Origin of the sequence: Pseudomonas sp. Irchel s3a18 (genome assembly GCF_900187535.1) — a bacterium.
Classification (GTDB): Bacteria; Pseudomonadota; Gammaproteobacteria; order Pseudomonadales; family Pseudomonadaceae; genus Aquipseudomonas.
This window is the reverse complement of the sequence record NZ_FYDV01000026.1, coordinates 33,549-58,216: the sequence shown is the minus strand read 5'-3', so window position 1 is coordinate 58,216 and position 24,668 is coordinate 33,549. Positions and strand designations below refer to the sequence as shown.

Annotated in this window: 24 protein-coding genes; 20 read left to right on the top strand and 4 right to left on the bottom strand. The window is 61.8% G+C overall.

Annotated elements, in window-relative coordinates:
* Positions 1 to 1,768 (bottom strand): retention module-containing protein (locus tag CKW29_RS24345; RefSeq protein WP_143496923.1); only part of this gene is annotated, 1,768 nt, incomplete at its 3' end.
* A 353-nt stretch (positions 1,769 to 2,121) separates the two neighbouring features.
* Here CKW29_RS24345 and CKW29_RS24340 point away from each other — a divergent pair.
* The 11 genes from CKW29_RS24340 (at position 2,122) to CKW29_RS24290 (ending at position 16,089) form a co-directional block, all read left to right on the top strand.
* Positions 2,122 to 3,474, top strand: a complete 1,353-nt coding sequence (locus CKW29_RS24340) for a TolC family outer membrane protein (protein WP_095147347.1) — start codon at positions 2,122 to 2,124, stop codon at positions 3,472 to 3,474.
* A 40-nt stretch (positions 3,475 to 3,514) separates the two neighbouring features.
* Positions 3,515 to 5,668, top strand: a complete 2,154-nt coding sequence (locus CKW29_RS24335; RefSeq protein ID WP_095149264.1) for a type I secretion system permease/ATPase — start codon at positions 3,515 to 3,517, stop codon at positions 5,666 to 5,668.
* Entirely contained in the window at positions 5,658 to 7,025 is a 1,368-nt protein-coding gene (locus CKW29_RS24330; RefSeq protein WP_095147346.1) for an HlyD family type I secretion periplasmic adaptor subunit, read from the top strand. Before CKW29_RS24335 ends, CKW29_RS24330 begins: the two co-directional genes overlap by 11 nt.
* Before the next feature lie 189 nt (positions 7,026 to 7,214).
* Positions 7,215 to 7,862, top strand: coding sequence for a TonB family protein (locus CKW29_RS24325; RefSeq protein WP_095149263.1), 648 nt, complete (start codon positions 7,215 to 7,217; stop codon positions 7,860 to 7,862).
* Positions 7,863 to 7,917: 55 nt separating this feature from the next.
* Complete coding sequence (locus CKW29_RS24320; protein WP_095147344.1) at positions 7,918 to 8,838, top strand: LysR family transcriptional regulator; 921 nt, start codon at positions 7,918 to 7,920, stop codon at positions 8,836 to 8,838.
* Between the two features lie 142 nt (positions 8,839 to 8,980).
* Positions 8,981 to 10,519 carry an MFS transporter gene (locus CKW29_RS24315; protein ID WP_095147343.1) on the top strand — a complete coding sequence of 513 codons (1,539 nt, stop codon included), beginning with the start codon at positions 8,981 to 8,983 and terminating at the stop codon, positions 10,517 to 10,519.
* 25 nt (positions 10,520 to 10,544) lie between these two features.
* Positions 10,545 to 11,615 carry an HlyD family secretion protein gene (locus CKW29_RS24310; protein WP_095149262.1) on the top strand — a complete coding sequence of 357 codons (1,071 nt, stop codon included), beginning with the start codon at positions 10,545 to 10,547 and terminating at the stop codon, positions 11,613 to 11,615.
* A gap of 170 nt (positions 11,616 to 11,785) precedes the next feature.
* A complete protein-coding gene (locus tag CKW29_RS24305) occupies positions 11,786 to 13,222 on the top strand; it encodes an efflux transporter outer membrane subunit (protein ID WP_095149265.1) in 1,437 nt (478 codons plus the stop codon).
* A gap of 118 nt (positions 13,223 to 13,340) precedes the next feature.
* Positions 13,341 to 14,123 (top strand): efflux RND transporter periplasmic adaptor subunit, encoded by a 783-nt coding sequence (locus tag CKW29_RS24300; protein ID WP_095149261.1) that lies wholly within the window; start codon positions 13,341 to 13,343, stop codon positions 14,121 to 14,123.
* Entirely contained in the window at positions 14,120 to 15,157 is a 1,038-nt protein-coding gene (locus tag CKW29_RS24295; RefSeq protein WP_371850674.1) for a biotin/lipoyl-binding protein, read from the top strand. The genes CKW29_RS24300 and CKW29_RS24295 overlap by 4 nt, the downstream gene beginning before the upstream one ends.
* Entirely contained in the window at positions 15,145 to 16,089 is a 945-nt protein-coding gene (locus CKW29_RS24290) for a sulfotransferase family protein (RefSeq protein ID WP_095147340.1), read from the top strand. Before CKW29_RS24295 ends, CKW29_RS24290 begins: the two co-directional genes overlap by 13 nt.
* A gap of 10 nt (positions 16,090 to 16,099) precedes the next feature.
* Here the strand turns inward: CKW29_RS24290 and CKW29_RS24285 are convergent, their stop codons facing one another.
* A complete protein-coding gene (locus CKW29_RS24285) occupies positions 16,100 to 16,858 on the bottom strand; it encodes a slipin family protein (protein ID WP_095147339.1) in 759 nt (252 codons plus the stop codon).
* A gap of 2 nt (positions 16,859 to 16,860) precedes the next feature.
* Entirely contained in the window at positions 16,861 to 17,409 is a 549-nt protein-coding gene (locus CKW29_RS24280) for an NfeD family protein (RefSeq protein ID WP_095082025.1), read from the bottom strand.
* A 214-nt stretch (positions 17,410 to 17,623) separates the two neighbouring features.
* Here CKW29_RS24280 and CKW29_RS24275 point away from each other — a divergent pair, with 214 nt between their 5' ends.
* The 4 genes from CKW29_RS24275 to CKW29_RS24260 all read left to right on the top strand — a co-directional run bounded on the left by CKW29_RS24275 (position 17,624) and on the right by CKW29_RS24260 (position 19,057).
* Positions 17,624 to 18,085 carry an aminoacyl-tRNA deacylase gene (locus CKW29_RS24275; protein WP_095082027.1) on the top strand — a complete coding sequence of 154 codons (462 nt, stop codon included), beginning with the start codon at positions 17,624 to 17,626 and terminating at the stop codon, positions 18,083 to 18,085.
* 115 nt (positions 18,086 to 18,200) lie between these two features.
* The gene (locus tag CKW29_RS24270) at positions 18,201 to 18,449 is read left to right on the top strand and encodes a DUF2789 domain-containing protein (RefSeq protein WP_095147338.1); all 249 of its coding nucleotides are present in this window, start codon (positions 18,201 to 18,203) and stop codon (positions 18,447 to 18,449) included.
* Between the two features lie 91 nt (positions 18,450 to 18,540).
* Entirely contained in the window at positions 18,541 to 18,786 is a 246-nt protein-coding gene (locus CKW29_RS24265) for a type II toxin-antitoxin system Phd/YefM family antitoxin (protein WP_095147337.1), read from the top strand.
* Positions 18,776 to 19,057 carry a type II toxin-antitoxin system RelE/ParE family toxin gene (locus tag CKW29_RS24260; protein WP_095147336.1) on the top strand — a complete coding sequence of 94 codons (282 nt, stop codon included), beginning with the start codon at positions 18,776 to 18,778 and terminating at the stop codon, positions 19,055 to 19,057. Before CKW29_RS24265 ends, CKW29_RS24260 begins: the two co-directional genes overlap by 11 nt.
* A gap of 73 nt (positions 19,058 to 19,130) precedes the next feature.
* On the opposite strand, the gene CKW29_RS24255 is transcribed toward CKW29_RS24260, so the two are convergent.
* On the bottom strand, positions 19,131 to 19,394 hold the full coding sequence (locus CKW29_RS24255) for a hypothetical protein (RefSeq protein WP_095147335.1): 264 nt from the start codon (positions 19,392 to 19,394) through the stop codon (positions 19,131 to 19,133).
* 201 nt (positions 19,395 to 19,595) lie between these two features.
* Here CKW29_RS24255 and CKW29_RS24250 point away from each other — a divergent pair, with 201 nt between their 5' ends.
* Genes CKW29_RS24250 through CKW29_RS24230 form a run of 5 tightly spaced genes read left to right on the top strand, consistent with a single transcriptional unit; the run spans position 19,596 to position 24,640 of the window.
* Entirely contained in the window at positions 19,596 to 20,024 is a 429-nt protein-coding gene (locus CKW29_RS24250) for a MarR family winged helix-turn-helix transcriptional regulator (protein WP_095147334.1), read from the top strand.
* A complete protein-coding gene (locus tag CKW29_RS24245; RefSeq protein WP_095147333.1) occupies positions 20,021 to 22,102 on the top strand; it encodes an FUSC family protein in 2,082 nt (693 codons plus the stop codon). Before CKW29_RS24250 ends, CKW29_RS24245 begins: the two co-directional genes overlap by 4 nt.
* Positions 22,099 to 22,308: a DUF1656 domain-containing protein gene (locus CKW29_RS24240; RefSeq protein WP_095147332.1), complete on the top strand. Its 210-nt coding sequence runs from the start codon at positions 22,099 to 22,101 to the stop codon at positions 22,306 to 22,308. Before CKW29_RS24245 ends, CKW29_RS24240 begins: the two co-directional genes overlap by 4 nt.
* Positions 22,305 to 23,195 carry an HlyD family secretion protein gene (locus tag CKW29_RS24235; RefSeq protein ID WP_095147331.1) on the top strand — a complete coding sequence of 297 codons (891 nt, stop codon included), beginning with the start codon at positions 22,305 to 22,307 and terminating at the stop codon, positions 23,193 to 23,195. Before CKW29_RS24240 ends, CKW29_RS24235 begins: the two co-directional genes overlap by 4 nt.
* On the top strand, positions 23,192 to 24,640 hold the full coding sequence (locus CKW29_RS24230; protein WP_095147330.1) for an efflux transporter outer membrane subunit: 1,449 nt from the start codon (positions 23,192 to 23,194) through the stop codon (positions 24,638 to 24,640). Before CKW29_RS24235 ends, CKW29_RS24230 begins: the two co-directional genes overlap by 4 nt.
* Positions 24,641 to 24,668 lie beyond the last annotated feature (28 nt).

Sequence of the window (24,668 nt, the reverse complement as noted above, 5' to 3'; positions counted from 1 at the left end):
TCTGGCCACCTTCGGTGATGCTGCCGGTGGCCGTCAGGGTCAGGTCGGTGTTATCCACCGAGTCGCTGATGGTGGTAACGGCAGGCGTGGTGCTTGGTACCAGGTTCTCGAAGTTGCCACCGGTCGTACCGGCAATGGTGGTGCTGACGGTGCTGCCATTCACATAAACATCGTTGGCCGGGGTATCAACCACCACGGAGCCCGTGGTCTTGCCCGCTTCGATGGTAATGACCGAGCCGTTGCTCAAGGTCACGGTCATCGGCGTACCGGCCGGGTTGGTCAGGGTGGCGGTGTAGGTGATCTGGCCGCCTTCGGTGATGCTGTCGGTGGCGGTCAGGGTCAGGCCGGTGTTATCCACCGAATCGGTGATGGTGGTAACCGCAGGCGCGGTGTTTGGCACCAGATTTTCGAAGTTGCCGCCTGTCGTACCGGCGATGGTGGTGCTGACGGTGCTGCCATTCACATAGACATCGTTGACCGGGGTGTCGACCACCACGGAGCCCGTGGTCTTGCCCGCTTCGATGGTAATGACCGAGCCATTGCTCAAGGTCACGGTCATCGGCGTGCCGGCCGGGTTGGTCAGGGTCGCGGTGTAGGTGATCTGGCCGCCTTCGGTGATGCTGTCGGTGGCGGTCAGGGTCAGGCCGGTGTTATCCACCGAATCGGTGATGGTGGTAACCGCAGGCGCGGTGCTTGGCACCAGGTTTTCGAAGTTGCCGCCGGTAGCGTCGGTGATGGTGGTCGTGACCGTGCTGCCGTTGTTGTAGACGTCATTGATCGGTGTGTCGACGTTCACGGTGCCCGTGGTTTTACCGGCTTCGATGGTGATGACCGAGCCGTTGCTCAGGGTCACGGTGACCGGGGTTTGCGCCGGGTTGGTCAGGGTCGCGGTATAGGTAATCTGGCCGCCTTCGGTGATGGTCGGCGACGCGGTCAGGGTGACCGTGGTGGTATCAATGGTGTCGGTGACCTGGGTGACGGCAGGCGTCGGGTCGACGGTCAGCACCAGGCCGCCACCGCCCGTGGTGCCGGTGACGGTCACGGTAATTTGCGAAGGGTCGGTGTAGACGCTGTCGTTCGGTGCCAGTGGCACGTTGACGCTGCCGCTCACCTGCCCGGCAGGAATGACAATGATCGAGCCATTGGACAGGGTGATGGTCAGGTCGCTCAGTGGCGCCTGGGTCACGTTCGCGGTGTAGACCAGTACGCCGCCGGCTTCGGTGATGGTCGGCGTGGCGCTCAGCGTCAGGGTCGAGCCGCGCAGGGCGTTGTTGCCGTTATTGTTCTCGGCACCGGTGGTGTTCTCGACAACGGCGGCATCAGAGCCGATGCCCGCGGTCGGGAAGCCGATGGTCGGGTCAACGCGGCCTGCGGTCTCGTCGAGCATCACGAAGCTGTGGCCGCCACCGGCCGCGCCACCTGAGCCTGCAGCGGACGGACCGGCGGCGGTGGCTTCGAGTTCGGTGGTCGGGTCGGCACCCGCGACGATCGCTTGTTGCAGTTCTTCCACCGACGGCGCGGCCTGCGCGGTGGCTTGCGCCAGGTCAGCGCTGGAATCCGGTGCGCTGCCACTCCATTGGGTGTCACGGCCCAGGTCCAGCAGGCGGCCGTCAGCCAACTCCAGGGTCACCGCACCGGCCAGGCCGGTATCCAGCTGATCGCCCACGAACAGTCGATCGCCCTCGATCAATACACGTCTGATGCCCTCAGGGGACACCGCAAAAACTTGACCGACAATGCTTTTGACGATGGCAACAACACTGCTCATTGAGGACTCTCCGGTGTTCCGTTCAGTAGGCTTCCATAGGCCTGAAGGGCTTATGCCACTTCAGTCTGGACGTACTTTGAAAATAATAGACGTACAAATGACGCGTTTAATCGTCAATAATTTGGCTATGTTTTTTCGCGATTAACTTTATGCCAAACTATTGACCTTCTGGGTGCCATCCTAAACAATCGTCCCAGTAATGTCACATTGATATTTATGCGGCGACCTGTACTCCAGCGTGTGATCCAGTTCCGATTTTGAACTTTCCGACATACGGACATTCCGGTTGCCATTTTCCGTTACAGCACCCGACCTGCTGTGATCTGAGACAAGAAGTCCTGGGAAATTCTTTTATGCGTTCGCACCTGTTCAAGGCTCTACCTTTCGCCCTCGCCGCCAGTTTTGCACAAGCCCAAACCCTGCCCCAAGCCATGCAACAGGCACTGGATGTCCACCCGGAAATCCAGGCAGGGGTGAATAACCGCCTGGCGGCCGACTACCAGCTCAAGGCGGCTCAGGGTGGGTACCTGCCCAAGGTCGATCTGCTCGGTGGTTATGGTCGTGAAGGGACTGACAACACCACCACGCGTGCCGGCTCCGGTAGCAATGACTGGGAAACGTTGAACCGTGGTGAGTCGAGTCTGCGCCTGCAACAAATGGTTTTTGACGGTTTTGCGACGTCCAGCGAAGTCGGGCGTCAACAAGCCACCGTCAACTCCCGCGCCTACTCGCTGCTGGGGACCTCCGAGCGCACCGCGCTGACCGTGGCCCAGGTGTACCTCGACGTACTGACCCGCCGTGAGTTCGTGCAACTGGCCGAGGACAATCTGCGTAACCACGAGCGCATCTTCGATCAGATCCGACTGCGCACCGAGCGCGGTGTAGGCCGTACCGCCGACCGCGACCAGGCAGAAGCCCGTCTGGCCCAGGCGCGCAACAACCTGATCACCGAACAGACCAACCTGGCCGATGCCCAGGTCAACTACCTGAGCGCCGTGGGCCAGATGCCGGACCAGTTGGAGCGTCCCGCGCCGTTTATGGCGATGCTGCCAGCCGACTTGAATGAAGCCCGTCAGCAGATGCTGGAAAACAGCCCGATCCTGCGCTCTGCCGAGTCGGACATCGTGGCGGCCGAGAAGCAGTACGACACGGCTAAATCGACCTTCTACCCACGTTTCGATGCGGAACTGGGGCGCTCCGCCGACAACGACATTGACGGCCAGAATGGCCACAGTAACGAGTGGCAGGCGATGCTGCGCATGCGTTTCAACCTGTATGCCGGTGGCAGCAACAAGGCGGACCTGGAGTCCAAGGCCTACCAGTCCAACCAGGCACTGGATATCCGCAACAATGCCCTGCGGGTGCTGAACGAAGAATTGGGCCTGGCCTGGAACGCCCAGAACAACGCCAACGCCCAAGTGCCGATCGCCCAGAAGTACGTGGACTACAGCACCAGCGTGCGTTCGGCCTACCAGCAACAGTTCAGCCTCGGCGAGCGGACCTTGCTCGACTTGCTCGACAGTGAGAACGAATTGTTCAACGCTTCGCGCCGTTTGGCCGAAATCAAAAACATTCAGTTATTTACTCAGTATCGAATCAAGGCGACCATGGGCGAGTTGCTCAAGAGCCAGGGAGTGGTCGCACCGATGGCGTCCGTCGTGCAGAACGACGTGAAGCCCCAGGTCCAGCTACCTGGCATGAATTGAGCTTTATTTAATGTTCAATTGATAGCCAAGAGTATCGAGCGTGGAATCAGAAGCCAGTCGAGTTCATCTCAATCATGATCCACGCGCGGTGCACGACGATCCGTTGCTAGACGGATTATTGGCGCTCTGCATGTTGCACCAGAAACCTGCCAGCGCGGCCATGCTGACCACCGGTCTGCCATTGCCCAAGCAGCGCCTGAGCGTCGAGTTGCTGCCACGGGCGGCGGCTCGCGCCGGTCTGCAGGGGCGGGTGCTGCAACGCAAGCTGGACAAGATCCCGACGATTGCTCTGCCGGCGCTGTTACTGCTCAAGGACGACCGCAGTGCCGTGCTGCTGGGGTGGCAAGGTGACCAGGCGCGCCTGCTGCTCAGCGAAAGCGATGGCGGTGAAGTCCAGGTCAGCCGTGAGCTGCTGGAAGACGACTACATCGGGCAAGCCTTCTTCGCCCAGCCTCAACATAAATTCGACGTGAACCACGGCACGCTGATCCCGCGTGCGCGTTCCTGGTTCCGTGACACCCTCAAGCGCTCGCGTTGGCTGTATGCCGACGCCATCGCTGCCAGTTTCCTGATCAACATCATCGCCATGGCCGCGCCGCTGTTCGTGATGAACGTCTACGACCGCGTCGTACCCAACCAGGCTGAGGCTACCCTGTGGGTGCTGGCCATCGGTATCACCGGCGCCTACCTGTTCGACCTGATTCTCAAGAGCCTGCGCAGCCTGTGCCTGGACCTGGCCGGTAAAAAGACCGACCTGATCATCTCCGCCACGCTGTTCGAGCGGATTGTCGGCATGGCCATGAAGTACCGCCCCGCGCGGGTCGGCAGCTTTGCCCAGAACATCCACGAGTTCCAGAGCCTGCGCGATTTCCTGGCGTCGCTGACGCTCACCAGCCTGATCGACCTGCCGTTCACCTTGCTGATTTTCCTGGTGATCGCCCTGCTGGGCGGGCATCTGGTGTGGATCCCGATGCTGGCGTTCCCGCTTGCTTTACTGATCGGCTATTACCTGCAAAAACCCTTGGTGGCGACCATGGAGCGCACCATGGCGCTGGGGGCCGAGCGCCAGTCGAGCCTGATCGAAACCCTTGCCGGGCTGGATGCGGTCAAGGTCAACAACGCCGAGAGCGAACGGCAATACCAGTGGGAACAGACCATTGGCACCCTCAGCCGCCTCGAGCTGCGGGTCAAAATGCTCTCTGGCCTGTCGATGAACATCACCCTGCTGATCCAGCAACTGGCGGGGGTGATCATGATCGTCTTCGGTGTGTACCAGATCATTGCCGGCAACCTCAGTATGGGTGGCCTGATCGCGTGCTACATGCTCAGCGGCCGGGCACTGAGCCCGCTGGCGTCGCTGTCCGGTCTGCTGACCCGTTACCAGCAGGCGCGGGTCACCATGACGTCGGTCGACCAGATGATGGAGCTGCCGCAAGAGCGCAATTTCGAAGAGCGCCCGCTCAGTCGCCGGGTGCTGCAAGGCGGCATCGAGTGCCGTCAGCTGAACTTCACCTACCCGGACCAACAGAACCCGGCACTCAAGAACATCAACCTGGTGATCAAGCCGGGCGAGAAGATCGGCATCATCGGCCGCAGTGGCTCGGGCAAGAGCTCGTTGGCCAAGCTGCTGGTCGGGCTCTATCAGCCCGATGACGGCGCGTTGCTGGTAGACGGTGTCGACATCCGCCAGATCGATGTCAGCGAGTTGCGCCACAACATCGGTTATGTGCCTCAGGACATTCAATTGCTCGCCGGTACGTTGCGCGACAACCTAGTGTCCGGTGCGCGCTACATGGAAGACGAGCTCGTGCTGCAGGCGGCTGAACTGGCGGGCGTGCACGAATTTGCCCGGTTGCACCCCCAGGGTTACGAGCTGCAAGTCGGCGAGCGCGGGCAAAACCTCTCGGGCGGTCAGCGGCAGAACGTCGCCCTGGCCCGTGCACTGCTGCTCAATCCTCCCATCCTGCTGCTCGATGAGCCGACCAGCGCCATGGACAACACCGGTGAAGAGCGCTTGAAGCAACGCCTGCAAGCCGTGGTCGAGAACAAGACCGTGGTGCTGGTCACGCACCGGGCATCGTTGCTGTCGCTGGTCGATCGGTTGCTGGTGATCGACAGAGGGCAAATTCTGGCCGATGGGCCAAAAGCCGTGGTGATGGAAGCGTTGAAGAAGGGGCAGATCAGTGTTGCTTAAGTCCGGGATGAAAGACTCGATCCGTCGTTACTTCAAGGGTACCGATTCGCTGCACGGCCAGCCCCTGCCCGAGGTCAACAAAGCGTTGATCGAAGACGCCCCACGGGTGGTGCGACTGACCATCTGGGCCATTATCGGTTTTTTCCTGTTCCTGCTGCTGTGGGCCAACTTTGCGGTGATCGATGAGGTCACCAAAGGCGACGGCAAGGCGATCCCATCGTCCAAGCTGCAAAAAATACAGAATCTTGAAGGGGGCATCGTCGCCGAACTCTTCGTGCGCGAAGGGCAGATCGTCGAGGCCGGCGCGCCGTTGATTCGCCTGGACGACACGCGATTTGTATCCAACGTCGGCGAAACCGAAGCCGACCGCCTGTCCATGCTGCTGCGCGTGGAGCGTTTGAGCGCGGAAGTCGACGACCGCCCGTTGGCGTTCCCGGATGACGTGATGAAAGCCGTGCCTGTCCAGGCGGCCAGCGAAGAGTCCTTGTACATCAGCCGTCGCCAGCAATTGCATGACGAAATCGGCGGGTTGCAGGAACAACTGATCCAGCGCCAGCAAGAACTGCGCGAGTTCACCTCCAAGCAGGCGCAGTACCGCCAGGCCTTGGGCTTGCAGCGCCAGGAAATCAACATGTCCGAGCCGCTGGTGGCTCAGGGGGCGGTGTCTCCCGTGGAGGTGTTGCGACTCAAGCGCGCGGAAGTCGAAACCCGTGGCCAACTGGACGCCACGACCCTGGCCATCCCTCGTGCCGAGTCGGCGATCAAGGAAGTGCAGCGCAAGATCGATGAGACTCGCGGCAAGTTCCGCAGTGAAGCGTTGACCCAGCTTAATGAAGCACGCACCGACCTGAACAAGGCCCAGGCGACCGGCAAGGCACTGGAAGACCGGGTCAGCCGTACCCTGGTGACCTCGCCGGTGCGGGGTATCGTCAAGCAGTTGCTGGTCAATACCATCGGTGGCGTGATCCAGCCGGGCAGCGACATGGTCGAGATCGTCCCGCTGGACGATACCCTGCTGGTGGAGGCGAAGATCCGTCCGCAAGACATCGCCTTCCTGCACCCTGGCCAGGAAGCCATCGTCAAGTTCACCGCCTATGACTACACCGTCTATGGCGGGCTGAAAGCCAAGCTGGAACAGATCGGCGCCGACACCATCACCGACGAAGACAAGAAAACCACCTACTACATGATCACCCTGCGCACCGACCGCAGCCACCTGGGCACCGATGAAAAGCCCCTGCTGATCATCCCCGGCATGGTGGCCTCGGTGGACATCATCACCGGCAAGAAAACCATCCTCAGCTACCTGCTCAAGCCGATCATCAAGGCGCGGGCGGAGGCGTTGCACGAGCGGTAGTCGACGGTGGGGCTGATCACCCCATCTCGGGCAAGTCTCGCACCTGCAGAAGGTCTGCGCGCAATCGCCCTAGTGTGAGCGACGCAGAGCACCAAGAGGGGCGAGGCTTGTCCGCGATGACACCCTTGATAGGGACACAGGAAGTGAGCTCTACAAGGCCATTACTGGCGCTTATAAAAGGACTTTCCCATGCGTCTTCTACTGCTGAGCACCGCGTTGCTGTGCTCTTTCAATGTGTTTGCGGCATTCCCACCCGCCGCCGTTGGGGCGCACATGCCCAAGCCCAAGTACCCACCGGAACTGGTCAATGAGGCGGGCAAGGTGCGGGTCAGCCTGAATATTCATAACGACGGCTCGGTCAGTGATGTGAAAGTGCTGAGAGCCAGTCGCGAAGCGTTCGGTGTGGCGGCGAAGGTGGCTGCCGAGCAATGGCGTTTCCAGCCCTGGACGGTGACAGCGGATTCGCCGGCGGTGGTCGATGCCCAGAACACCATGGTCTTTACACCGGACCGCAGCACGGCGTACACGGCGGCTGTAAGTGCCATTGAGGCCATGCTCTCCCAGCGTTGCAGCGCATTGAATGATGAGGTTGTGAAGTACCGCAGCCAGTATCCCGACAGACCCTTGAGCAGCCTGTCGACGTTCGCCATGACCAGTGCGGCGCTGCTGATGCAGGTGTTTACCGGTGAGCGTAATTCCGAGGACGGCGCACAACTGAACCATGAACTGATCAGTGCACTGCCGGAAGTCGTTAGACGCTGTAAAGGCGCGCCAACGGAGATGTACGGCGTACTGCTGCCAAAAAGCGTGAAACACGCGCTCTGGCTGCCGGAGTAAAAAACACTGCTAGCATTGCGTCTGACTCAATTCTGATTAGCCACGAGTGCGCAGTATGCAATTACCGGACATGAACCTGTTGGTCGCCCTCGACGCCCTGCTCGACGAGGGCAGTGTGGTGGGTGCTGCGCGACGGATGAACCTGAGCCCGGCGGCCATGAGTCGGACCCTGACCCGAGTGCGCGAGGCACTGGGTGATCCGATACTGGTGCGTGCCGGTCGTGGACTGGTGCCAACCCCCAAGGCGCTGGAATTGCGCGCCCAGGTACGCGAACTGGTGGAGCAAGCGGCGCTGCTGTTCCGTTCGGCGGACGAAGTCGATCTACGCACCTTGCGGCGCCGTTTCAACGTGCGTGCCAATGACTTTTTCGTCGGCGTATACGGCGGTCGTCTGATCGATACCCTCAATCGCCAGGCGCCAAACTGCGAGTTGCGTTTTGTGCCCGAGGGCGATGGCGACGATGAGGCGCTGCGCGAAGGGCGGATCGACCTGATGATCAGCAACACACGTCCGCGCACCCCGGAAGTGAAGATCCAGAACCTATTCACCACGCATTTTGTCGGGCTGGTGCGCGAAGGGCATCCCCTGCTTGAAGGTGAAATCACCGCTGAGCGCTATGCCGGCTTTTCCCACATTGCGATGTCCCGTCGTGGCATCGCCCGGGGGCCGATCGACACGGCCCTCAATGCCCTGGGACTGGAGCGGCGGGTGGCGTTGATTGCCCCCAGCTTTCATGCGGCGATGTTCGTGCTGCCGGACTCCGACCTGATTCTGCCCGTGCCCAAGGAAGCCCTGCACAGCGTCGCGCGCCTGGGGTTGCGCCTGTGTTCCTTTACCTTGCCGATTCCGCTGCCCACCCTGATGCTGACCCAGGCCTGGCACCCGCGTTACGACAAGGATCCGGCGCACCGCTGGTTGCGCGAAACCCTGAAGGCCAGTTGTGATGAAACCTGGCGCGCGGCGCAGCCGACCTGAGGGCAACAGACTGTTTTTGTGGCGAGGGGTATTTAAAATCGTGCGTCTAGCGCACTTATAACCTGCCAATAAGTCAGTTTTCGTCAGCTGTACGCCTTCATAAACTGCTCCGGTATTTCTGCAAACCGGAGTTTCACTGCACATGACTTCCCTCGCTGTCCCCGCGACGCTCGAGGCGGCCAGCAAACCTGTGGTTGCCGCCCCGCCGGCCTTCGGTCCACGCATTATCATCGGTCTGCTGGGGGTGCTGCTGGCCGTGCTGGTGTCGGGTTTGAACGAGATGGTGACCAAGGTCGCCCTGGCCGATATCCGGGGCGCCATGGCCATTGGTTACGACGAAGGCACCTGGCTGGTCGCCAGTTACACCGCCACCTCCGTCGCGGCCATGGCGTTTGCGCCCTGGTGTTCAGTCACCTTTTCCCTGCGTCGTTTCACCCTGTGTGCCATTGGCCTGTTCACCCTGTTGGGTGTGTTGATTCCGTTCGCGCCGACCTATGAAAGCCTGCTGTTGATGCGCACGCTGCAAGGCCTGGCCGGCGGTGCGTTGCCGCCGATGCTGATGACCGTGGCCCTGCGGTTCTTGCCGGCCAACGTGAAACTCTACGGCCTGGCCGGGTACGCCCTGACCGCCACCTTCGGTCCGGGGCTGGGCACCCCCTTGGCCGGCTTGTGGACCGAGTACGTGAGCTGGCACTGGACCTTCTGGCAGATCATCGTGCCCAGCCTGCTGGCCATGGCGGCGGTAGCCTACGGTTTGCCCCAGGACCCGCTGCGTCTGGAGCGCCTAAAGCAGTTCAACTGGCGCGGCCTGCTGCTGGGGTTTCCGGCGATCTGCATGCTGGTGATCGGTGTTTTGCAGGGCAATCGACTGGATTGGTTCGAATCGACCTTGATCTGTTGGCTGCTCGGCGGTGGCCTGGCGTTGCTGGTGCTGTTCTTGATCAATGAATGGTCGCAGCCGGTGCCGTTTTTCAAATTGCAGATGCTCGGTATCCGCAACCTGACATTCGCCTTGCTGACCCTGGCCGGGGTGCTGGTGGTGTTGTTGGCGGTGATCATCATTCCGTCGAGCTACCTGGCGCAGGTCCAGGGCTATCGCCCCATCCAGACCGCCCCGGTGATGTTGCTGATGGCCGCCCCGCAACTGATTGCCCTGCCGCTGGTGGCGGCGCTGTGCAACCTGCGCTGGGTCGATTGTCGCTGGGTGCTGGGCATTGGCTTGAGCATGCTGGCGCTGTCCTGCATCGGTGGTTCACAGCTGACCTCGGTGTGGATTCGCGATGACTTCTATGTGCTGCAACTGCTGCAGATTTTCGGCCAGCCGATGTCGGTGCTGCCGCTGCTGATGCTGGCAACCGGCAGCATCAGCCCGCTGGAAGGCCCCTTCGCCTCGGCCTGGTTCAACACCGTCAAAGGCCTCTCGGCAGTGATTGCTACCGGCGTGCTGGAGGCCCTGACCACGGCGCGTCTGCATTTTCATTCAACGATGCTGGTCGACAGTCTCGGCAACTCACCCTTGGCCGGCAGCGACAGTGCGAGCCTCGCTCATCGCGTGCACCAGCAAGCGCTGGTGCTGACCTCGTCGGATTTGTACCTGTGCATGGCCGGGGTCGCGCTGGCGCTGATCCTGCTGATTTTCTGGCTTCCGACGCGGATGTATCCACCGCGTGCGGCGACATGAACGCTTACTGAAACAGAAGGTTTTTATGACGATGTCACCCAAGAAAAAACTCACCGGCGCCGCGGTCGCGATACTGGCGGTTGGTGTGCTGGTTTATCTGCTGGCGCCAGGTGTGTTTGGCAAGAAGCCGCAGCAAAGCACCAACGATGCGTTTGTCGTCGCCGACTTCACCCTGGTCGCGCCGCGTGTGGCCGGGTTTATCAAGGAGGTGCTGGTTGAAGACAATCAGCAGGTCAAGGCCGGGCAGTTGCTGGCGTTGATCGATGACCGGGATCTACGCGCCGCCGCACAAGCCGCCGATGCTGAAACCCTGGTTGCCAAGGCGCAACTGCAAAACGCCCGGGCGACGCTCGAACGTCAGGTGTCAGTGATCGCTCAGGCGCAAGCCTCGGTGGTGGCTGCCGAAGCGCAAATGGCGTTCGCCGAACATGAACTGAACCGTTACAACCACCTCGCCGGAGTGGGGGCCGGCACGGTGCAGAATGCTCAGCAGGCGCGTACCCGCATCGACCAGGCCAGTGCCTCATTGGCCAACGCCACCGCCTCGTTGGCGGCTGAACGCAAGCAGGTCGAGATTCTCAGCGCCCAGCGTGACGCCGCTGAAGGTGGATTGAAACGCGCCCAGGCGGCGCTGGAGATGGCCAGTTTCGAGCTGTCCTATACACGTATCGTGGCGCCGGTCGACGGCATGGTGGGCGAGCGCGCGGTGCGGGTCGGTGCCTACGTCACGCCGGGCAGCAAGATCCTCGCCGTGGTGCCGCTGGCGCAGGCGTATGTGGTCGGCAATTTTCAGGAAACCCAGTTGACTGACGTGCAGCCGGGGCAAGGCGTGATCGTGCACGTCGACAGCCTCGACGGGGAAGCGCTGACCGGTCGGGTGCAGAGCATTGCGCCAGCCACCGGCGTGACCTTCGCTTCGGTGAAACCGGACAATGCCACCGGCAACTTCACCAAAGTCGTGCAGCGCATTCCGGTGAAGATTGTGCTCGATCCAGGCCAACCCCTGGCCGAACGCTTGCGAGTGGGGATGTCGGTGGAAGCGAGTATCGAGACCGTCAGCCCGGCGACGAGTGTGCGCGAGGTGACACAGCGATGAGCGCCGATCAACGTACATTTCTGTGGCGAGGGAGCGTGCTCGCGCTGGGCCGCGAAGCGGACCCCAAACCTGCCAATACGGTTGCCTTGATCGATCGCGATCACTTGTTCGCGAGTGCTTCGCACTCGAGCGGGAGCAAGCGCCCTCGCCACAAAGGCCTTGGCTACTCAATGCTGATTGCGTTGGGCCTGTTCCCGCTGACGGCCTGCACCGTCGGCCCGGACTTCGTCCGACCGCACGCGCCTCAAGTCAGTCAATGGTCGAAACCGGAAAAGGTCGCTGCCAGCCAGGCAGTGACCGCCGAGATAGATGAGCGCTGGTGGGACGTTTTCAACGACCGGCAACTGTCGGCCCTCAGCCGCCGTGCATTGACCGACAACCTCGACCTGCAACTGGCCAGCAGCCGCCTGCAACAAAGCCGCGCGGCCCGTCAGGTGATCACCGCCTCACAGTACCCGACCACCGCGGCAACGGGCGGTTACGGGCGTAAGCGCAACAGTGCCGAAGGCCTGAGCGACCCGTCCGGCCACAATGGTCATTCGGCATTCAACCTCTGGGAGGCGGGCTTTTCAGCCGCTTGGGAGCTGGACTTATGGGGGCGCGTACGGCGTGAAACCGAAGCCGCCGATGCCACGTTGGAAGTGGCGGAAAATGATCGCCGTGGCGTGCTGCTCTCGGTATTGGCGGAAACGGCTCAGGATTACATTCAGCTGCGTGGTGTCCAGAGCACGCGCGGCGTCACCGAGCAAAACCTCGAGGTTGCCCGGCATAGCCTGAAATTGTCGCAACTGCGCCTGGCGGATGGCGTGGCCACCGATCTGGACGTCGCCGAGGCGGCCGCCCAGGTTGCCGCCATCGAAGCGCGGCTGCCGGCATTGCAGCAGCGCCAGGCGCAGTTGATCAACGCCTTGAGCCTGTTGATGGGTGAACGACCGCAAGCGTTGCAGGCCGAACTGTCGAAAGACGTCCCGGTGCCGCAGACGCCGCGCCAGGTTGCGATCGGCTTGCCCTCGCAACTGGCCGAGCGCCGCCCGGATATTCGTCAGGCCGAGGCTCGTTTGCACGCCGCCACCGCCAGCATCGGCGTGGCCAAGGGGGATTTTTATCCGCGTATCACGCTGTCCGGCAACTTTGGCTCGCAGGCCATGCAGCTGAGTGATCTGGGCTCCTGGGGGTCGCGCCAGTTTGGTATTGGCCCGCAGCTCAGCTTGCCGCTGTTCGATGGCGGACGCTTGCGCGGCGTGCTCCAGTTGCGTGAGGCGCAACAGTTGGAGGCGGCGCTGGGTTACCAACAAACCGTGTTGCGCGCCTGGCATGAAATCGATGACCAGTTGACGAGCTACAACACCAGTCAACTGCGCCGCGACAGCCTCGCCGAAGCCGTGCGCCAGAACCAGATCGCCCTGCGCACGGCACAACGGCAATACGTCGAAGGCGTGGTCGACTTCGTCAACGTCCTGACCGTGCAGGGCGAACTGCTGGCGACCCAGGAGCAGTGGGTGCAAAGCGCGACCGATGTGTCGCTGGCGATGGTCGGGTTGTACAAGGCGCTGGGGGGCGGCTGGGAGTCGGTGTATCCGCTGGCCGGTGATCTGGCACTGCGCTGAGTGCCGGGTTGATTGTCAATCCATCGAGGGCGCCTGTGTTTTGTGACGGTGATGGCTAATTGCTTGACGCTTGTCGGGGCTGTCGTAGACTCCGTTCATCCGCCAGGGAGTTACGGCTATGCGACGTTTGAGTGGTTGGGTCTTCGGATTGACTGTTGTGACGTGCATGGCTCAGGCGCAAACGCCCGAACCGGATGATTCGTTGTTGGATAACCCGATGTCCGTCGCTCCCGCCGCGACCGGCAGTGAGGCCCGTGGTGTATTGCGGGCCCGCGATCAAGCAGTACTGGCCAGTGAGTTGCCCGGCAGAATTGTCGAATTGCCATTCAGTGAAGGCGAAACCTTCAAGAAGGGCGACACCCTGGCGCGTTTCGACTGCACCGCCTTCCAGGCCCAGCTCAATGCCGCACAGGCCGCCAGCCGGGGTGCCGGCGAAGAGTTGGCTCACAACAAGCAGCTGGCCGCGTTGAACTCGGTCGGACGTTTCGAAGTGGCGCGGACCCAGGCCAGGCTCAGCGAGACTCAGGCGCAATCTCAGGTGTATCAGATTCAGGTCAAGCGTTGTGCCGTGGTTGCGCCATTTGATGGCCAGGTGGTCGAGCGTAAGGTCCAGCGCTATGAAAGCGTGGCCGCTGGTACGCCATTGCTGGATATCGTCGATAACCGCAGCCTGGAAATCCACTTGCTGGTGCCCTCGCGCTGGATGGGCAGGCTCAAGCCTGGACAGACCTTCCACTTCACGCCCGATGAAACCGGTCAGCCTCTCGATGCCACGGTCAAGCGCCTGGGGGCGCGGATCGATGAGGGCAGCCAAACGCTGTTGCTGGTCGCAACACTGCCCAATGCCAACGGCTTGCTCGCCGGCATGAGCGGCACGGCCCGCTTCGTGGAGCTCAAGTGAACGCACCGGCCGGTGGTGGCGCCGAGCAGGTCTTTGCACGGTTCCTTGAGCTGGAGCGTCAGACTCGCCAGGCGCAAAACACCGAACAACTGGCGTACAGCCTGGTCAACGATGGCCAGGCCCTGTTTGGTTTTCGCCATGCCGCACTGGTGATCGCCGGCAAGGTCCGGGCCGTGACGGGCGTCAGTACCGTCGAGCCGAATGCGCCGTTTGTGGCATTCGTTGAGCAGGCGGTGGAGCAGTTGTTCAAGCTCGATCTGTTGCAGCAGGCGTGGACAGTCCCGGCGACCTCATTGAGTGGCTCGGTTCAGGCCGACTGGCAGAGCCTTTCTGCCGCGCAGGTGTTCTGGCTGCCACTGGTCGAGCGTCAGGGGCGGGTGTTCGGTGGCTTGTGGCTGGCCCGCGATAGCACATGGAGCCCGTCCGAACAGGTGCTGTTGTCGCAACTGAGCGACACCTATAGCCATGCCTGGCTGGCGCTGCAGCCGCGTACGCCGTGGCGCCTGCGCTGGACCCGCAAGCGCCAGGCTGCCTTGGTGGCGTTGCTGCTATTGGGGTTGCTGATACCGGTGCGCCAGTCGGTGCTGGCTCCCGCCGAGGTCGTGCCACTGGGCGGTCGTGTCGTGACGGCGCCGCTGGACGGGGTGATTGCCGAGTTTCTGGTCAAACCCAACCAGCCGGTGAAGGCCGGCGACCTGTTGCTGCGTTTCGAAGGCACCACCCTCAAGGCTCAGGCCGATGTGGCCGAACGTGCCCTGGGCGTGGCCGAAGCTGAACTCAAGGCCAACGCCCAGCGGGTTTTTGCCGATGCCGAGTCGAGCTCGAAAATTGATTTGCTCGCCGCACGGGTCGAACAGAAACGTGCCGAACGCAACTACGCTCGCGAGCTGCTCAAGCGCAGTGAAGTGCGTGCCGAGCGCGATGGCATTGCCGTGTTCGCCGACGCCGAGCGTGGCCTGGCGCTTTCCCGTGAAGAGCTGCAGGCCGCGATGCGTCATGGTCGTCGTCTATGGAGCGAACAATGGAGCGCCTGAACCTCGATGGCTGGTTGCCGATTCGCATCTGGCAACCGGCAGGGGAGTGGCAGGTGGACTGGTGCTGGTTCGGTGATCAGGCGCTGCATCAAGCGTTTTTTTGCGATGCGGTGGAAGAGGCGCTGCGTCTGCCGTTCAATCAGGCCTTCCGGCGGCAAACACCCCTCAGGGTCCTGAGCGATTGGCAGGTGATGAGTCCAGGCTTGGCGCCGAGTGCGTTGATTTTTCACGCCTCACGCTGCGGCTCGACACTGATCAGCCAGATGCTTGCGCAACTGGACAATCACCTCGTCGTTTCTGAACCACCACCACTGGATACCCTGCTGCGCAGCACACTGCCGCCAGCAGAGCGCAGCGCGGCCATTCGCGGGTTGCTTTCAGCCTACGGCCAGCCACGCCGGGGTGTGGAACAACGGTTGGTGATCAAACTGGATGCCTGGAACATCGCAGAACTGGCGTTGGTACGCGAATGTTTTCCCGACACGCCCTGGTTGTTTGTGTACCGCGACCCGCTGGAAATCGCCGTCTCCCACCTGCGTCGCCCGGGCATGCATATGGTGCCGGGGCTGATCGGTGCCAGTGCATTGGACGATGGCGTGCCGTTCGCCGGGCCAGAAGACTTCATCGCTCGGCGCTTGGGTCGGTTATTGCAATGGGCGGTTGAGCACTGCCGCGAGTTTGCCGGGTTGGCCGTGAATTACAGTGAGTTACCGGGGGCTATGGACGGACGTTTGGCTGAGTTCTTTGCGCTGAACGCCGAGCAGCGGGTCCAGGTATTCAGCAACGTGAACCAGCACGCAAAACAACCGACCGAGAGGTTCGTGGCCGACGGTGCAGGCAAGCAACATGAAGCCTCGCAGCTGCTCAGAGAGCGCGTGGAATGTTGGGCGCGGGCGCCTTACGAGGCATTGGAACAATGGCGCGGTCGATGAGTGAAGCCCCTCAGCCCTTCGGCGATAAATCGGCCATGCCCTTGAGCAGTTCGATGGGGAGCGGAAAGACAATGGTCGAGCTCTTGTCCCCGGCAATCGAACTCAGGGTCTGCATGTAGCGCAATTGCATGGCGCCCGGCTGGCGACCGAGCATTTCGGCAGCCTGCATGAGTTTTTCCGAGGCCTGCAATTCGCCTTCGGCGTGGATCACCTTGGCCCGCCGTTCCCGTTCGGCTTCGGCCTGGCGGGCGATGGCGCGGATCATCGATTCATTGAGGTCGACATGCTTGATCTCGACGTTCGCCACCTTGATACCCCAGGCGTCGGTTTGTGCATCCAGTACCTGCTGAATGTCGATGTTCAGCCGTTCGCGCTCGGCCAGCAGTTCGTCCAGCTCATGTTTACCCAGCACGGCGCGCAGTGTGGTTTGCGCCAGTTGGCTGGTGGCCATGAGAAAGCTCTCGACCTGGATGATCGCCTTTTGCGGGTCGAGCACGCGGAAGTACAGCACCGCGTTGACCTTCACCGAGACGTTGTCACGGGTGATCACGTCTTGCGGCGGCACATCCAGCACCACGGTGCGCAGATCGACCCGCACCATTTGCTGCACCACCGGAATCAACAGGATCAGCCCCGGGCCCTTGACCTGCCAGAAGCGCCCGAGCTGGAACACCACCGCGCGTTCGTATTCGCGCAGGATGCGAAAGGTCGATGATGCCAGTGCAATCACCAACAGCAACAGCGCGGCAAAACCCAACTGCAGGCCCATGATCATTCTCCTTGCGGCGCCGCGTCAGCCGCGGCCACTTCCAGCATCAGACCTCTGCGCGCCACCACCCGCACCGGTTGGCCGGATTGCAACGGTGTCGTGCTGAGCACCTGCCACTGTTCGCCCTGCAAGTGCACCCAGCCGCGACAGGCGTTGTCGGCCTGGATCGAGGTGATGGGCGTTACGCTGCCCAGCAACCCGGCATCACCGCTGACGGCGTGTTTCGGTCGGGTTCTCAATGCGTGGATCAGTAGTGCGATCAACAGCACGGTGCTGACCAGCGCCAGGCCGATCAGCAGCGGGGCGGGCGGACTGAAGCCCGGGCGGTCGGCGTTCATCAGGATCACTGAGCCGACCACGAACGTGAGGATGCCCCCCAGTCCGATCACGCCATAGCTGGGCAGCATCGCCTCGGCCAGCAAAAAGGCGATCCCCAGCATGATCAGCCATGCCCCGATGGCATTGGGATTGAAAATAATCACCGCGTCGGCCGCCGACACCGGCCCGCTCAAACCCAGCAGCAGCGCGAAGACACACCAGCGACTGTTCACTTGACCCTCCGGGAGAGCCGTCCGTCAACGAGCCTTTCTGTAGCCCTGCTTATAGTCTAGTTGAGGCTGGATCGACTGATTTTTGATCACATTCTGGCGGCATCCAGTGGGCAGATTTATTCCCGGGTTCTGGCATGGGGCCTAGACTTTGTAGTGAGAACAACGCGCTTTAACCATCGTCCGCCAACGCTTGCGACGGACACCGAGGTGCATCATGCGTATGGCAAGAACCGTGCAGCGCAGCCTGGAAGAGGCGCACTGCGAATTTGACGTGGTCACTCACCCCCATTCGGCCAGCAGCCTGGAAACCGCCAGGGTGGCAGGCATTCCCGCGGAGCGCGTGGCCAAGTCGGTGATCCTGGATGACCACCATGGTCACTACCTGATGGCGGTGCTGCCGGCCAGCCGGCATCTGGACCTGAGCAAAGTACGTGGCAGCGGTGAATGGCAGGTGACTCGCGAAAGCACCCTGGCCCACCTGTTCAACGACTGCGAACGCGGCGCTGTTCCGGCGCTGGGCGAATCCTATGGCCTGGACATGGTCATCGACCCATTGCTGACCCGCCAGAAAGAGATCTACGTGGAAGCCGGCAACCACAACAACCTGGTGCACATGAGCATGGACCAGTACCTGAAAATGGTGCCCCATGCCGAGGTGTGCGAGTTGAGTCATTAGCTACCATTGAGGGTGTTTGCCGCACCGCCTTCTTTCACTGGCAATCCGGCGCCTGCAGACAGTGATCTCTGCCGGTGCCGGCTTGCCAGCAAACCCTTTCATCAGGAGTCCATCCATGGAGTCGCCGACGCATACCCTGCCTAACCTGTTCAAACAGCTCGGCTTGCCCGACGATGCGCAAAGCATCGACCAATTCATCGCCACCCATTCCCCGTTGAAACCCGAACTGCACCTGGCGGATGCCTTCTTCTGGAGCACGAGCCAGGCAGATTTTTTGCGCGACGAAATCCTCGACGACGCCGATTGGGCGGAGGTGGTGGATCAACTGGATGTGCTGCTCCGGAAGGGGCGAGGGGGTGCATGAATCTGGATAAAGTCGGTGTGTGGTTTCTTATCCGGGCTTGTTCGGGAGGGAGATATAGACCAGAATAAAGACCTGAATTGAGGTCTTTATCATGCAAAGTGTTCTGGCCGACATGGCCGTCAGCGTCTCTGAATTGAAGAAAAATCCATCTGCGGTACTGAACGGTGCCCACGGTGGACCTGTTGCAGTGCTCAATCACAACCGGGTGATGGGGTATATGGTGCCGGCGCAGGTGTTCGAGGCCATGATGGAGCGTCTGGACGACCTTGAGCTGGCCGAGCTGGTTCGCGCTCGAAGCCATGAAACCCCTGTCCCGGTCAGTCTGGATGACTTATAAGCTCGAGTTTCTGCCTTCTGCACTCAAGGAGTGGGACAAACTGGGGCATACCCTGCGGGATCAGTTCAAAAAGAAGCTGGTTGAACGGCTCCAATTACCTCGGATTCAGTCAGATGCGCTGCACGGGATGCCTGATTGCTACAAGATCAAGCTGAATGCCTCGGGATACCGATTGGTTTATCAGGTGATTGACGAGCGCATTGTTGTCTGCGTGGTGGCTGTCGGCAAGCGTGAACGCAGTGCCGTGTACGAGCGCGCTAAAAAACGCTAGGAAATGTCAGTCGCGGTTTTACTCGGTTACGAACCCCGAAACACCTCCTGATAATTCGCCAAGTCGCCGCACATCAGCGACAGGATTGGACGATCCTGGCGATTCTGTTTATCCATGTCGCGTTACCAGCGCCTGGAGTCCATGCAATCAGCTTTGGTGCAGAGCAGCCTGCCCGCCGAGCGCCGAATTCAGCTTCGACTTCATCATTTCTCCGACCTGTTCCATTTCGCACCGAGCAACGGGCTGCGTCGATTTTTCTTTGCAGAAAGTCGCGGTACGGCGTGGTGTTTTCTGGGGTGTGGCTATGCTCGTCTTTTGAGTCGGTGCGTTCGGCCATCGTTGATTCCTCCGTTGCATGGGCGAAACCCTGCAGGCAGAGATTCGCAAATGCGCAGTATTTTTTGGGGCGCTACGAGATCAGTGCGCCTGCCAATTTGTTTCAAAACTTGACTGAAATTCCCCTCCAGTGCGATATTGATAGTTAGCGAACTAACTGTATGCGAATTCCCTTGTGCCCCAGACCCTCGACGCCCTTCAGATGAACCTCAGCAGTGCCATGGTGGTGGCCGCGCGGCATTGGCGCAAAATCTGCCAGACCACGCTGGTCAACTACGGCATTACCGAAGCCTGCGCCGTCCCGTTGTTGATGATCGGGCGACTGGGCGAGGGGGTGCGCCAGGTGACGGTGGCACACGCGGCGGGGATGGAGAGTCCGTCGCTGGTGCGTTTGCTCGATCAGTTGTGCCACGCCGGGTATGTCCGTCGCACCGAAGATGCCCTTGATCGTCGCGCCAAATGCCTGAGCCTGACCGACACCGGCCGTGAGCTGGTGCAGGCGGTGGAGACCGAGTTGGTCCGTCTGCGCCGTGAAGTGCTGCACGGTATCGACCCGGCCGACCTTGAGGCCGCGTTGCGGGTGATTCGTGCGTTCGAGACAGCTGAGCATGTCTCGGTGACACCGTCTTGAACGGTTTTTTTTCCGGTATTCCGCCAGCCCGCGACTGGTTCTACGGCGTGCGTACCTTCGCCGCGTCGATGATCGCGCTGTACATCGCCATGCTTATGCAAATGCCGCGTCCGTACTGGGCGATGGCCACGGTTTATATCGTCTCCAGCCCGTTCGTCGGCCCCACCAGCTCCAAGGCGCTGTACCGCGCCATCGGCACCTTCGCCGGTGCGGCGGCGGCCTTGCTGTTTGTGCCGATGTTCGTCCAGAGCCCCTATGTGCTGGTGGTGGTCATTGCGCTGTGGACCGGCATCCTGCTGTTTTTGTCGATGCACCTGCGTACCGCCAATAGCTATGCATTGATGCTGGCCGGCTACACCTTGCCGCTGATCGCCTTGCCGGTGGTGGATAACCCGCTGGCCGTGTGGGATGTGGCCGAAGCGCGGACAGAAGAGATCTTTCTCGGCATAGTCTGTGCGGCGGTGGTGGGCAGTGTGTTCTGGCCGCGTCGGCTGGCGCCGGTACTGGATGGTGCGGTCAGCAAGTGGTTCGGTGAAGCGGTGACCTACAGCCAGCGCTTCCTGAGCCGCGATGTGCGCCCCGATGAGGTCAGCGCCCTGCGCACATCGATGGTGGCGACCTTCAACACCCTCGAATTGATGATCGGCCAGTTGCCCCACGAAGGCGCGCGACCGCAAACCGTGCGCAATACCAAGGAACTGCGCGGGCGGATGATTCACCTGCTGCCGGTGGTGGATGCCCTGGACGATGCGTTGTACGCCTTGCAACGGCGCACCCCCGAGCTTGTGGACAGGTTCGCGCCGCTGCTGGGTGCGGCGCTGGAGTGGCTCGACCACAGCGACGCCAGCGTCGAGCGTTGGCAAGCCCTGCGCAACCAGCTTGAAGCCCTGCAACCGAGCGCCGAAGCGCTGGATGACCGCAAGCAATTGCTGTTTTCCAATGCGCTGTATCGCCTGGGGGAGTGGATCGATTTGTGGCAGGACCTGCGTAGCCTCCAGCAAGCGATTCACAATGACAGCCAGGACAACTGGCGCGCGGTTTACCGCCATTGGCGACTGGGCCGGCTCACCCCGTTTATCGACCGTGGGCTGATGCTGTATTCAGCGACTTCCACGGTGCTGGCGATCATCGTTGCTTCGGTGTTGTGGATCCTGCTGGGCTGGCCAGACGGCGGCAGCGCGGTGATTCTGGCAGCGGTGGCGTGCAGCTTCTTCGCCTCGATGGACGACCCGGCGCCACAGATTTACCGGTTCTTTTTCTGGACCGCGTTGTCGGTGGTGTTCGCCAGCCTTTACCTGTTTCTGATCCTGCCCAACCTGCATGACTTCCCGATGCTGGTGCTGGCGTTCGCTGTGCCCTACATCTGTGTTGGCACCCTCACGGTACAGCCTGCCTTTTACCTGGGGATGCTGCTGACCATCGTTAACACCTCATCGTTTATCAGCCTCCAGGGCGTTTACGACGCGGACTTTCTGAGCTTCGCCAATGCCAACCTCGCCGGCCCCATCGGTTTGCTGTTTGCCTTCGTCTGGACCCTGGTGGCCCGCCCGTTCGGCTCGGAACTGGCGGCCAAGCGCCTGACCCGCTTCAGTTGGCACGACATTGTCGGCATGACCGAACCGGCCAACCTGGCCGAGCACCGACGCCTGGGTGTGCAACTGCTCGATCGACTGATGCAGCATCTGCCGCGCCTGGCCATGACCGGCCAGGACACGGGTATTGCCCTGCGTGAGGTCCGCGTGGGGCTGAACCTGCTGGACTTGCTGGCGTACGCGCCACGGGTGCATGGCGTGGCGAATGCGTTACTGCGTCAGGTGGTGGCCGAGGTCGGCGAATATTTCAAGGCGTGCTTGAAGGCGGGTGAACGCTTGCCGGCGCCGGCCGCGCTGCTGATGACCCTGGACCGCACCCGTCGCGCACTCAATGGCCAGGGCCAGCAGGATCACGACGAAACCCGGCTGAATTTGCTGCATGCCCTCAGCGGCCTGCGTCTGGCGCTGTTGCCGGGCGTGGAGTTCGTGGGGGCCAGCGACGCCGAAGAACCCCTTCCCCATGGCATCGATGGAGCGCCTTTATGATCGGTGATCTGGACATCAGCGGGGTGTTCCTGCCCACGTTGCTGGTGCTGATGGGCATTACCTACCTGGTGTACCTGCTGGTGCACGGGGTGCTGACACGCTTGCACTTTTATCGCCTGGTCTGGCACCGGGCGTTGTTCAACGTGGGTCTTTACGCCGTGCTGCTTGGCGCCGTGGACTCACTCAGTCGATACCTGATGACATGAAAAAACCGTTCTTGACCCTTGGCCGTGTGGTGCTGACCCTGCTGGTGGTGACCCTTGCGGTCGTCGTGGTGTGGCGCATGGTGATGTATTACATGTTCGCTCCCTGGACCCGTGACGGGCACATTCGTGCCGACATCGTGCAGATTGCCCCGGACGTGTCCGGGCTGATCCAGCAAGTGGAGGTGCGCGACAACCAGCTGGTGAAGCGCGGCCAGGTGCTGTTCAGCATCGATCAGGACCGTTTCCGGCTGGCGCTGCGCCAGGCCAAGGCAGCGGTTGCCGACCGTCAGGAAACCTTGGCCCAGGCGCAACGTGAAGCCAAGCGTAACCGTGGCCTGGGCAACCTGGTGCCGGGTGAACAACTGGAAGAAAGCCAGTCGCGGGTGGCCCGTGCCGAGGTGGCGTTGATGGAAGCCCAGGTGATGGTGGACAGTGCCCAGCTCAACCTCGACCGCTCGGTGATCCGCAGCCCCGTGGACGGCTACCTCAACGATCGCGCGCCACGGACCCAGGAATTCGTCACGGCGGGTCGCCCGGTGCTGTCGGTGGTGGACAGTAACTCCTTCCACATCGACGGCTATTTCGAAGAGACCAAGCTGGACGGCATTCATGTCGGCCAGAGTGTGGATATTCGTGTGGTCGGTGACCGTGCGCGGTTGCGTGGGCATGTCGAGAGCATTGTGGCCGGTATCGAAGACCGCGACCGCACCAGCGGTGCGAACCTGCTGCCCAATGTGAATCCGGCATTCAGCTGGGTGCGTCTAGCACAACGGATTCCGGTGCGCATTGCCTTTGACGATGTGCCGCCGGACTTTCGCATGATCGCCGGGCGTACCGCGACCGTGTCGATCATCGCTGACTTGCCCGAGCAGGAGCCGGCGCAATGAAAGCGCTCGCCGGTATCGCGACAGTCGGGCTCGGCTTACTGCTGTCCGCCTGTCAGACGGTGGGCCCGGATTACCAGTTGCCGCAAGAGGCAGCGGTGCATCGCGAGGACTTCCAGGGCGACCTGACGGCCCACAACCGGAACGTGGTGTCGGCTCCGGTACCAGGCGACTGGTGGCGGTTGTACCGGGACCCTCGCCTGGATGAACTGGTGCACCAGGCCATGGCCGCCAACACCGATTTGCGGGTGGCGGCGGCCAACCTGGCCCGCGCCCGTGCGCAAGTGGAAGAGGCCGAGTCGGCAGGCGGTTGGAGCGGTGGGGTGAAACTCGGTGCCCAGCGTTTGCAGGAGTCGGGCGAAGCGTTTTTGCTGCCGGAAAAAGTCCCGGTGGCCAACATCGGGGACGTTGGCATCACCACCTCCTATCAGTTCGACCTGTTCGGCACCTTGCAGCGTGGGATCGAAGCGGCCAAGGCCAATGCCGATGCGACCCAGGCGGCCGCGGACACCGCGCGGATCACCCTGGTCGCCGATGTCGTGCGGGCCTACACCCAGGTGTGTGCGGCCAATGAGGAGCTGGAGATCGCCGGGCATTCCCTGGACCTGCAAGGCCAAAGCACCACGCTGGTCCAGCGCCTGCGGGATGCCGGGCGTGGCGACGAAACCCAGGTCACACGCTCGCAGACCCAATTCAAATCCTTGCGCGCCGAACTGCCGCGCTATGAAGCCGCACGTCAGGCCGGGCTGTTCCGTTTGTCGATGTTGCTGGCCAAGCCGGTGGATCAATTGCCTGCCGGCACCCCGCATTGCCATGAACTGCCAGAGATTGCGCAATTGTTGCCGGTCGGTGACGGCGCCACCTTGCTCAAGCGCCGGCCGGATGTGCGTCAGGCCGAGCGTCGGTTAGCGGCGGCGACCGCCGGTATCGGCGTCGCTACCGGGCAGTTGTACCCGGACATCAGTATCGGGGCGACCGTCGGCACCGTGGGTATTCTTGAAAACCTGGGCGAGCCTTCGACCAATCGCTGGGGTTTTGGCCCGTTATTGACCTGGAGCGTGCCGACCAACGGTTCCCGCGCCCGTGTGCGTGAGGCCGAGGCCGCAACCCAAGGGGCGCTGGCGCATTTTGACGGGGTGGTGCTCAACGCCATTCGTGAAACCCAGACCGGACTCGCCCAGTATTCCGCGCTGCTCCAGCGCCGCGACGCGTTGGCCGATGCCGAGCAGTCGGCGCAATTGGCGGCCGACCAGACGCACCGCTTCTATCAGGCGGGCCGGGCATCATTCCTGGCCGACTTGCAGGCCACTCGCACCTACACCGACGTGCGCGCGCAAGTGGCGGCGGCCAACACTCAGGTTGCCATGAGCCAGATTGATTTGTTCCTGGCATTGGGTGGCGGTTGGGAAAGCGGACGAACGCAAGGTTCACAGCCGACGAAACCCTGAGGCCGTTGCTATGCTTTGTAGTGTCGGA

What these genes read in the sequence shown, in the direction of transcription:
- CKW29_RS24325 (WP_095149263.1), top strand. Translation starts at nt 7,215, where the DNA reads ATGCGTCTTCTACTGCTGAGCACCGCGTTGCTGTGCTCTTTCAATGTG.
- CKW29_RS24315 (WP_095147343.1), top strand. Translation starts at nt 8,981, where the DNA reads ATGACTTCCCTCGCTGTCCCCGCGACGCTCGAGGCGGCCAGCAAACCT.
- CKW29_RS24265 (WP_095147337.1), top strand. Translation starts at nt 18,541, where the DNA reads ATGCAAAGTGTTCTGGCCGACATGGCCGTCAGCGTCTCTGAATTGAAG.
- CKW29_RS24230 (WP_095147330.1), top strand. Translation starts at nt 23,192, where the DNA reads ATGAAAGCGCTCGCCGGTATCGCGACAGTCGGGCTCGGCTTACTGCTG.
- CKW29_RS24300 (WP_095149261.1), top strand. Translation starts at nt 13,341, where the DNA reads ATGCGACGTTTGAGTGGTTGGGTCTTCGGATTGACTGTTGTGACGTGC.
- CKW29_RS24255 (WP_095147335.1), bottom strand. Translation starts at nt 19,394, where the DNA reads ATGGCCGAACGCACCGACTCAAAAGACGAGCATAGCCACACCCCAGAA.
- CKW29_RS24250 (WP_095147334.1), top strand. Translation starts at nt 19,596, where the DNA reads ATGAACCTCAGCAGTGCCATGGTGGTGGCCGCGCGGCATTGGCGCAAA.
- CKW29_RS24320 (WP_095147344.1), top strand. Translation starts at nt 7,918, where the DNA reads ATGCAATTACCGGACATGAACCTGTTGGTCGCCCTCGACGCCCTGCTC.
- CKW29_RS24310 (WP_095149262.1), top strand. Translation starts at nt 10,545, where the DNA reads ATGACGATGTCACCCAAGAAAAAACTCACCGGCGCCGCGGTCGCGATA.
- CKW29_RS24340 (WP_095147347.1), top strand. Translation starts at nt 2,122, where the DNA reads ATGCGTTCGCACCTGTTCAAGGCTCTACCTTTCGCCCTCGCCGCCAGT.
- CKW29_RS24235 (WP_095147331.1), top strand. Translation starts at nt 22,305, where the DNA reads ATGAAAAAACCGTTCTTGACCCTTGGCCGTGTGGTGCTGACCCTGCTG.
- CKW29_RS24290 (WP_095147340.1), top strand. Translation starts at nt 15,145, where the DNA reads ATGGAGCGCCTGAACCTCGATGGCTGGTTGCCGATTCGCATCTGGCAA.
- CKW29_RS24305 (WP_095149265.1), top strand. Translation starts at nt 11,786, where the DNA reads ATGCTGATTGCGTTGGGCCTGTTCCCGCTGACGGCCTGCACCGTCGGC.
- CKW29_RS24260 (WP_095147336.1), top strand. Translation starts at nt 18,776, where the DNA reads ATGACTTATAAGCTCGAGTTTCTGCCTTCTGCACTCAAGGAGTGGGAC.
- CKW29_RS24270 (WP_095147338.1), top strand. Translation starts at nt 18,201, where the DNA reads ATGGAGTCGCCGACGCATACCCTGCCTAACCTGTTCAAACAGCTCGGC.
- CKW29_RS24285 (WP_095147339.1), bottom strand. Translation starts at nt 16,858, where the DNA reads ATGGGCCTGCAGTTGGGTTTTGCCGCGCTGTTGCTGTTGGTGATTGCA.
- CKW29_RS24240 (WP_095147332.1), top strand. Translation starts at nt 22,099, where the DNA reads ATGATCGGTGATCTGGACATCAGCGGGGTGTTCCTGCCCACGTTGCTG.
- CKW29_RS24275 (WP_095082027.1), top strand. Translation starts at nt 17,624, where the DNA reads ATGCGTATGGCAAGAACCGTGCAGCGCAGCCTGGAAGAGGCGCACTGC.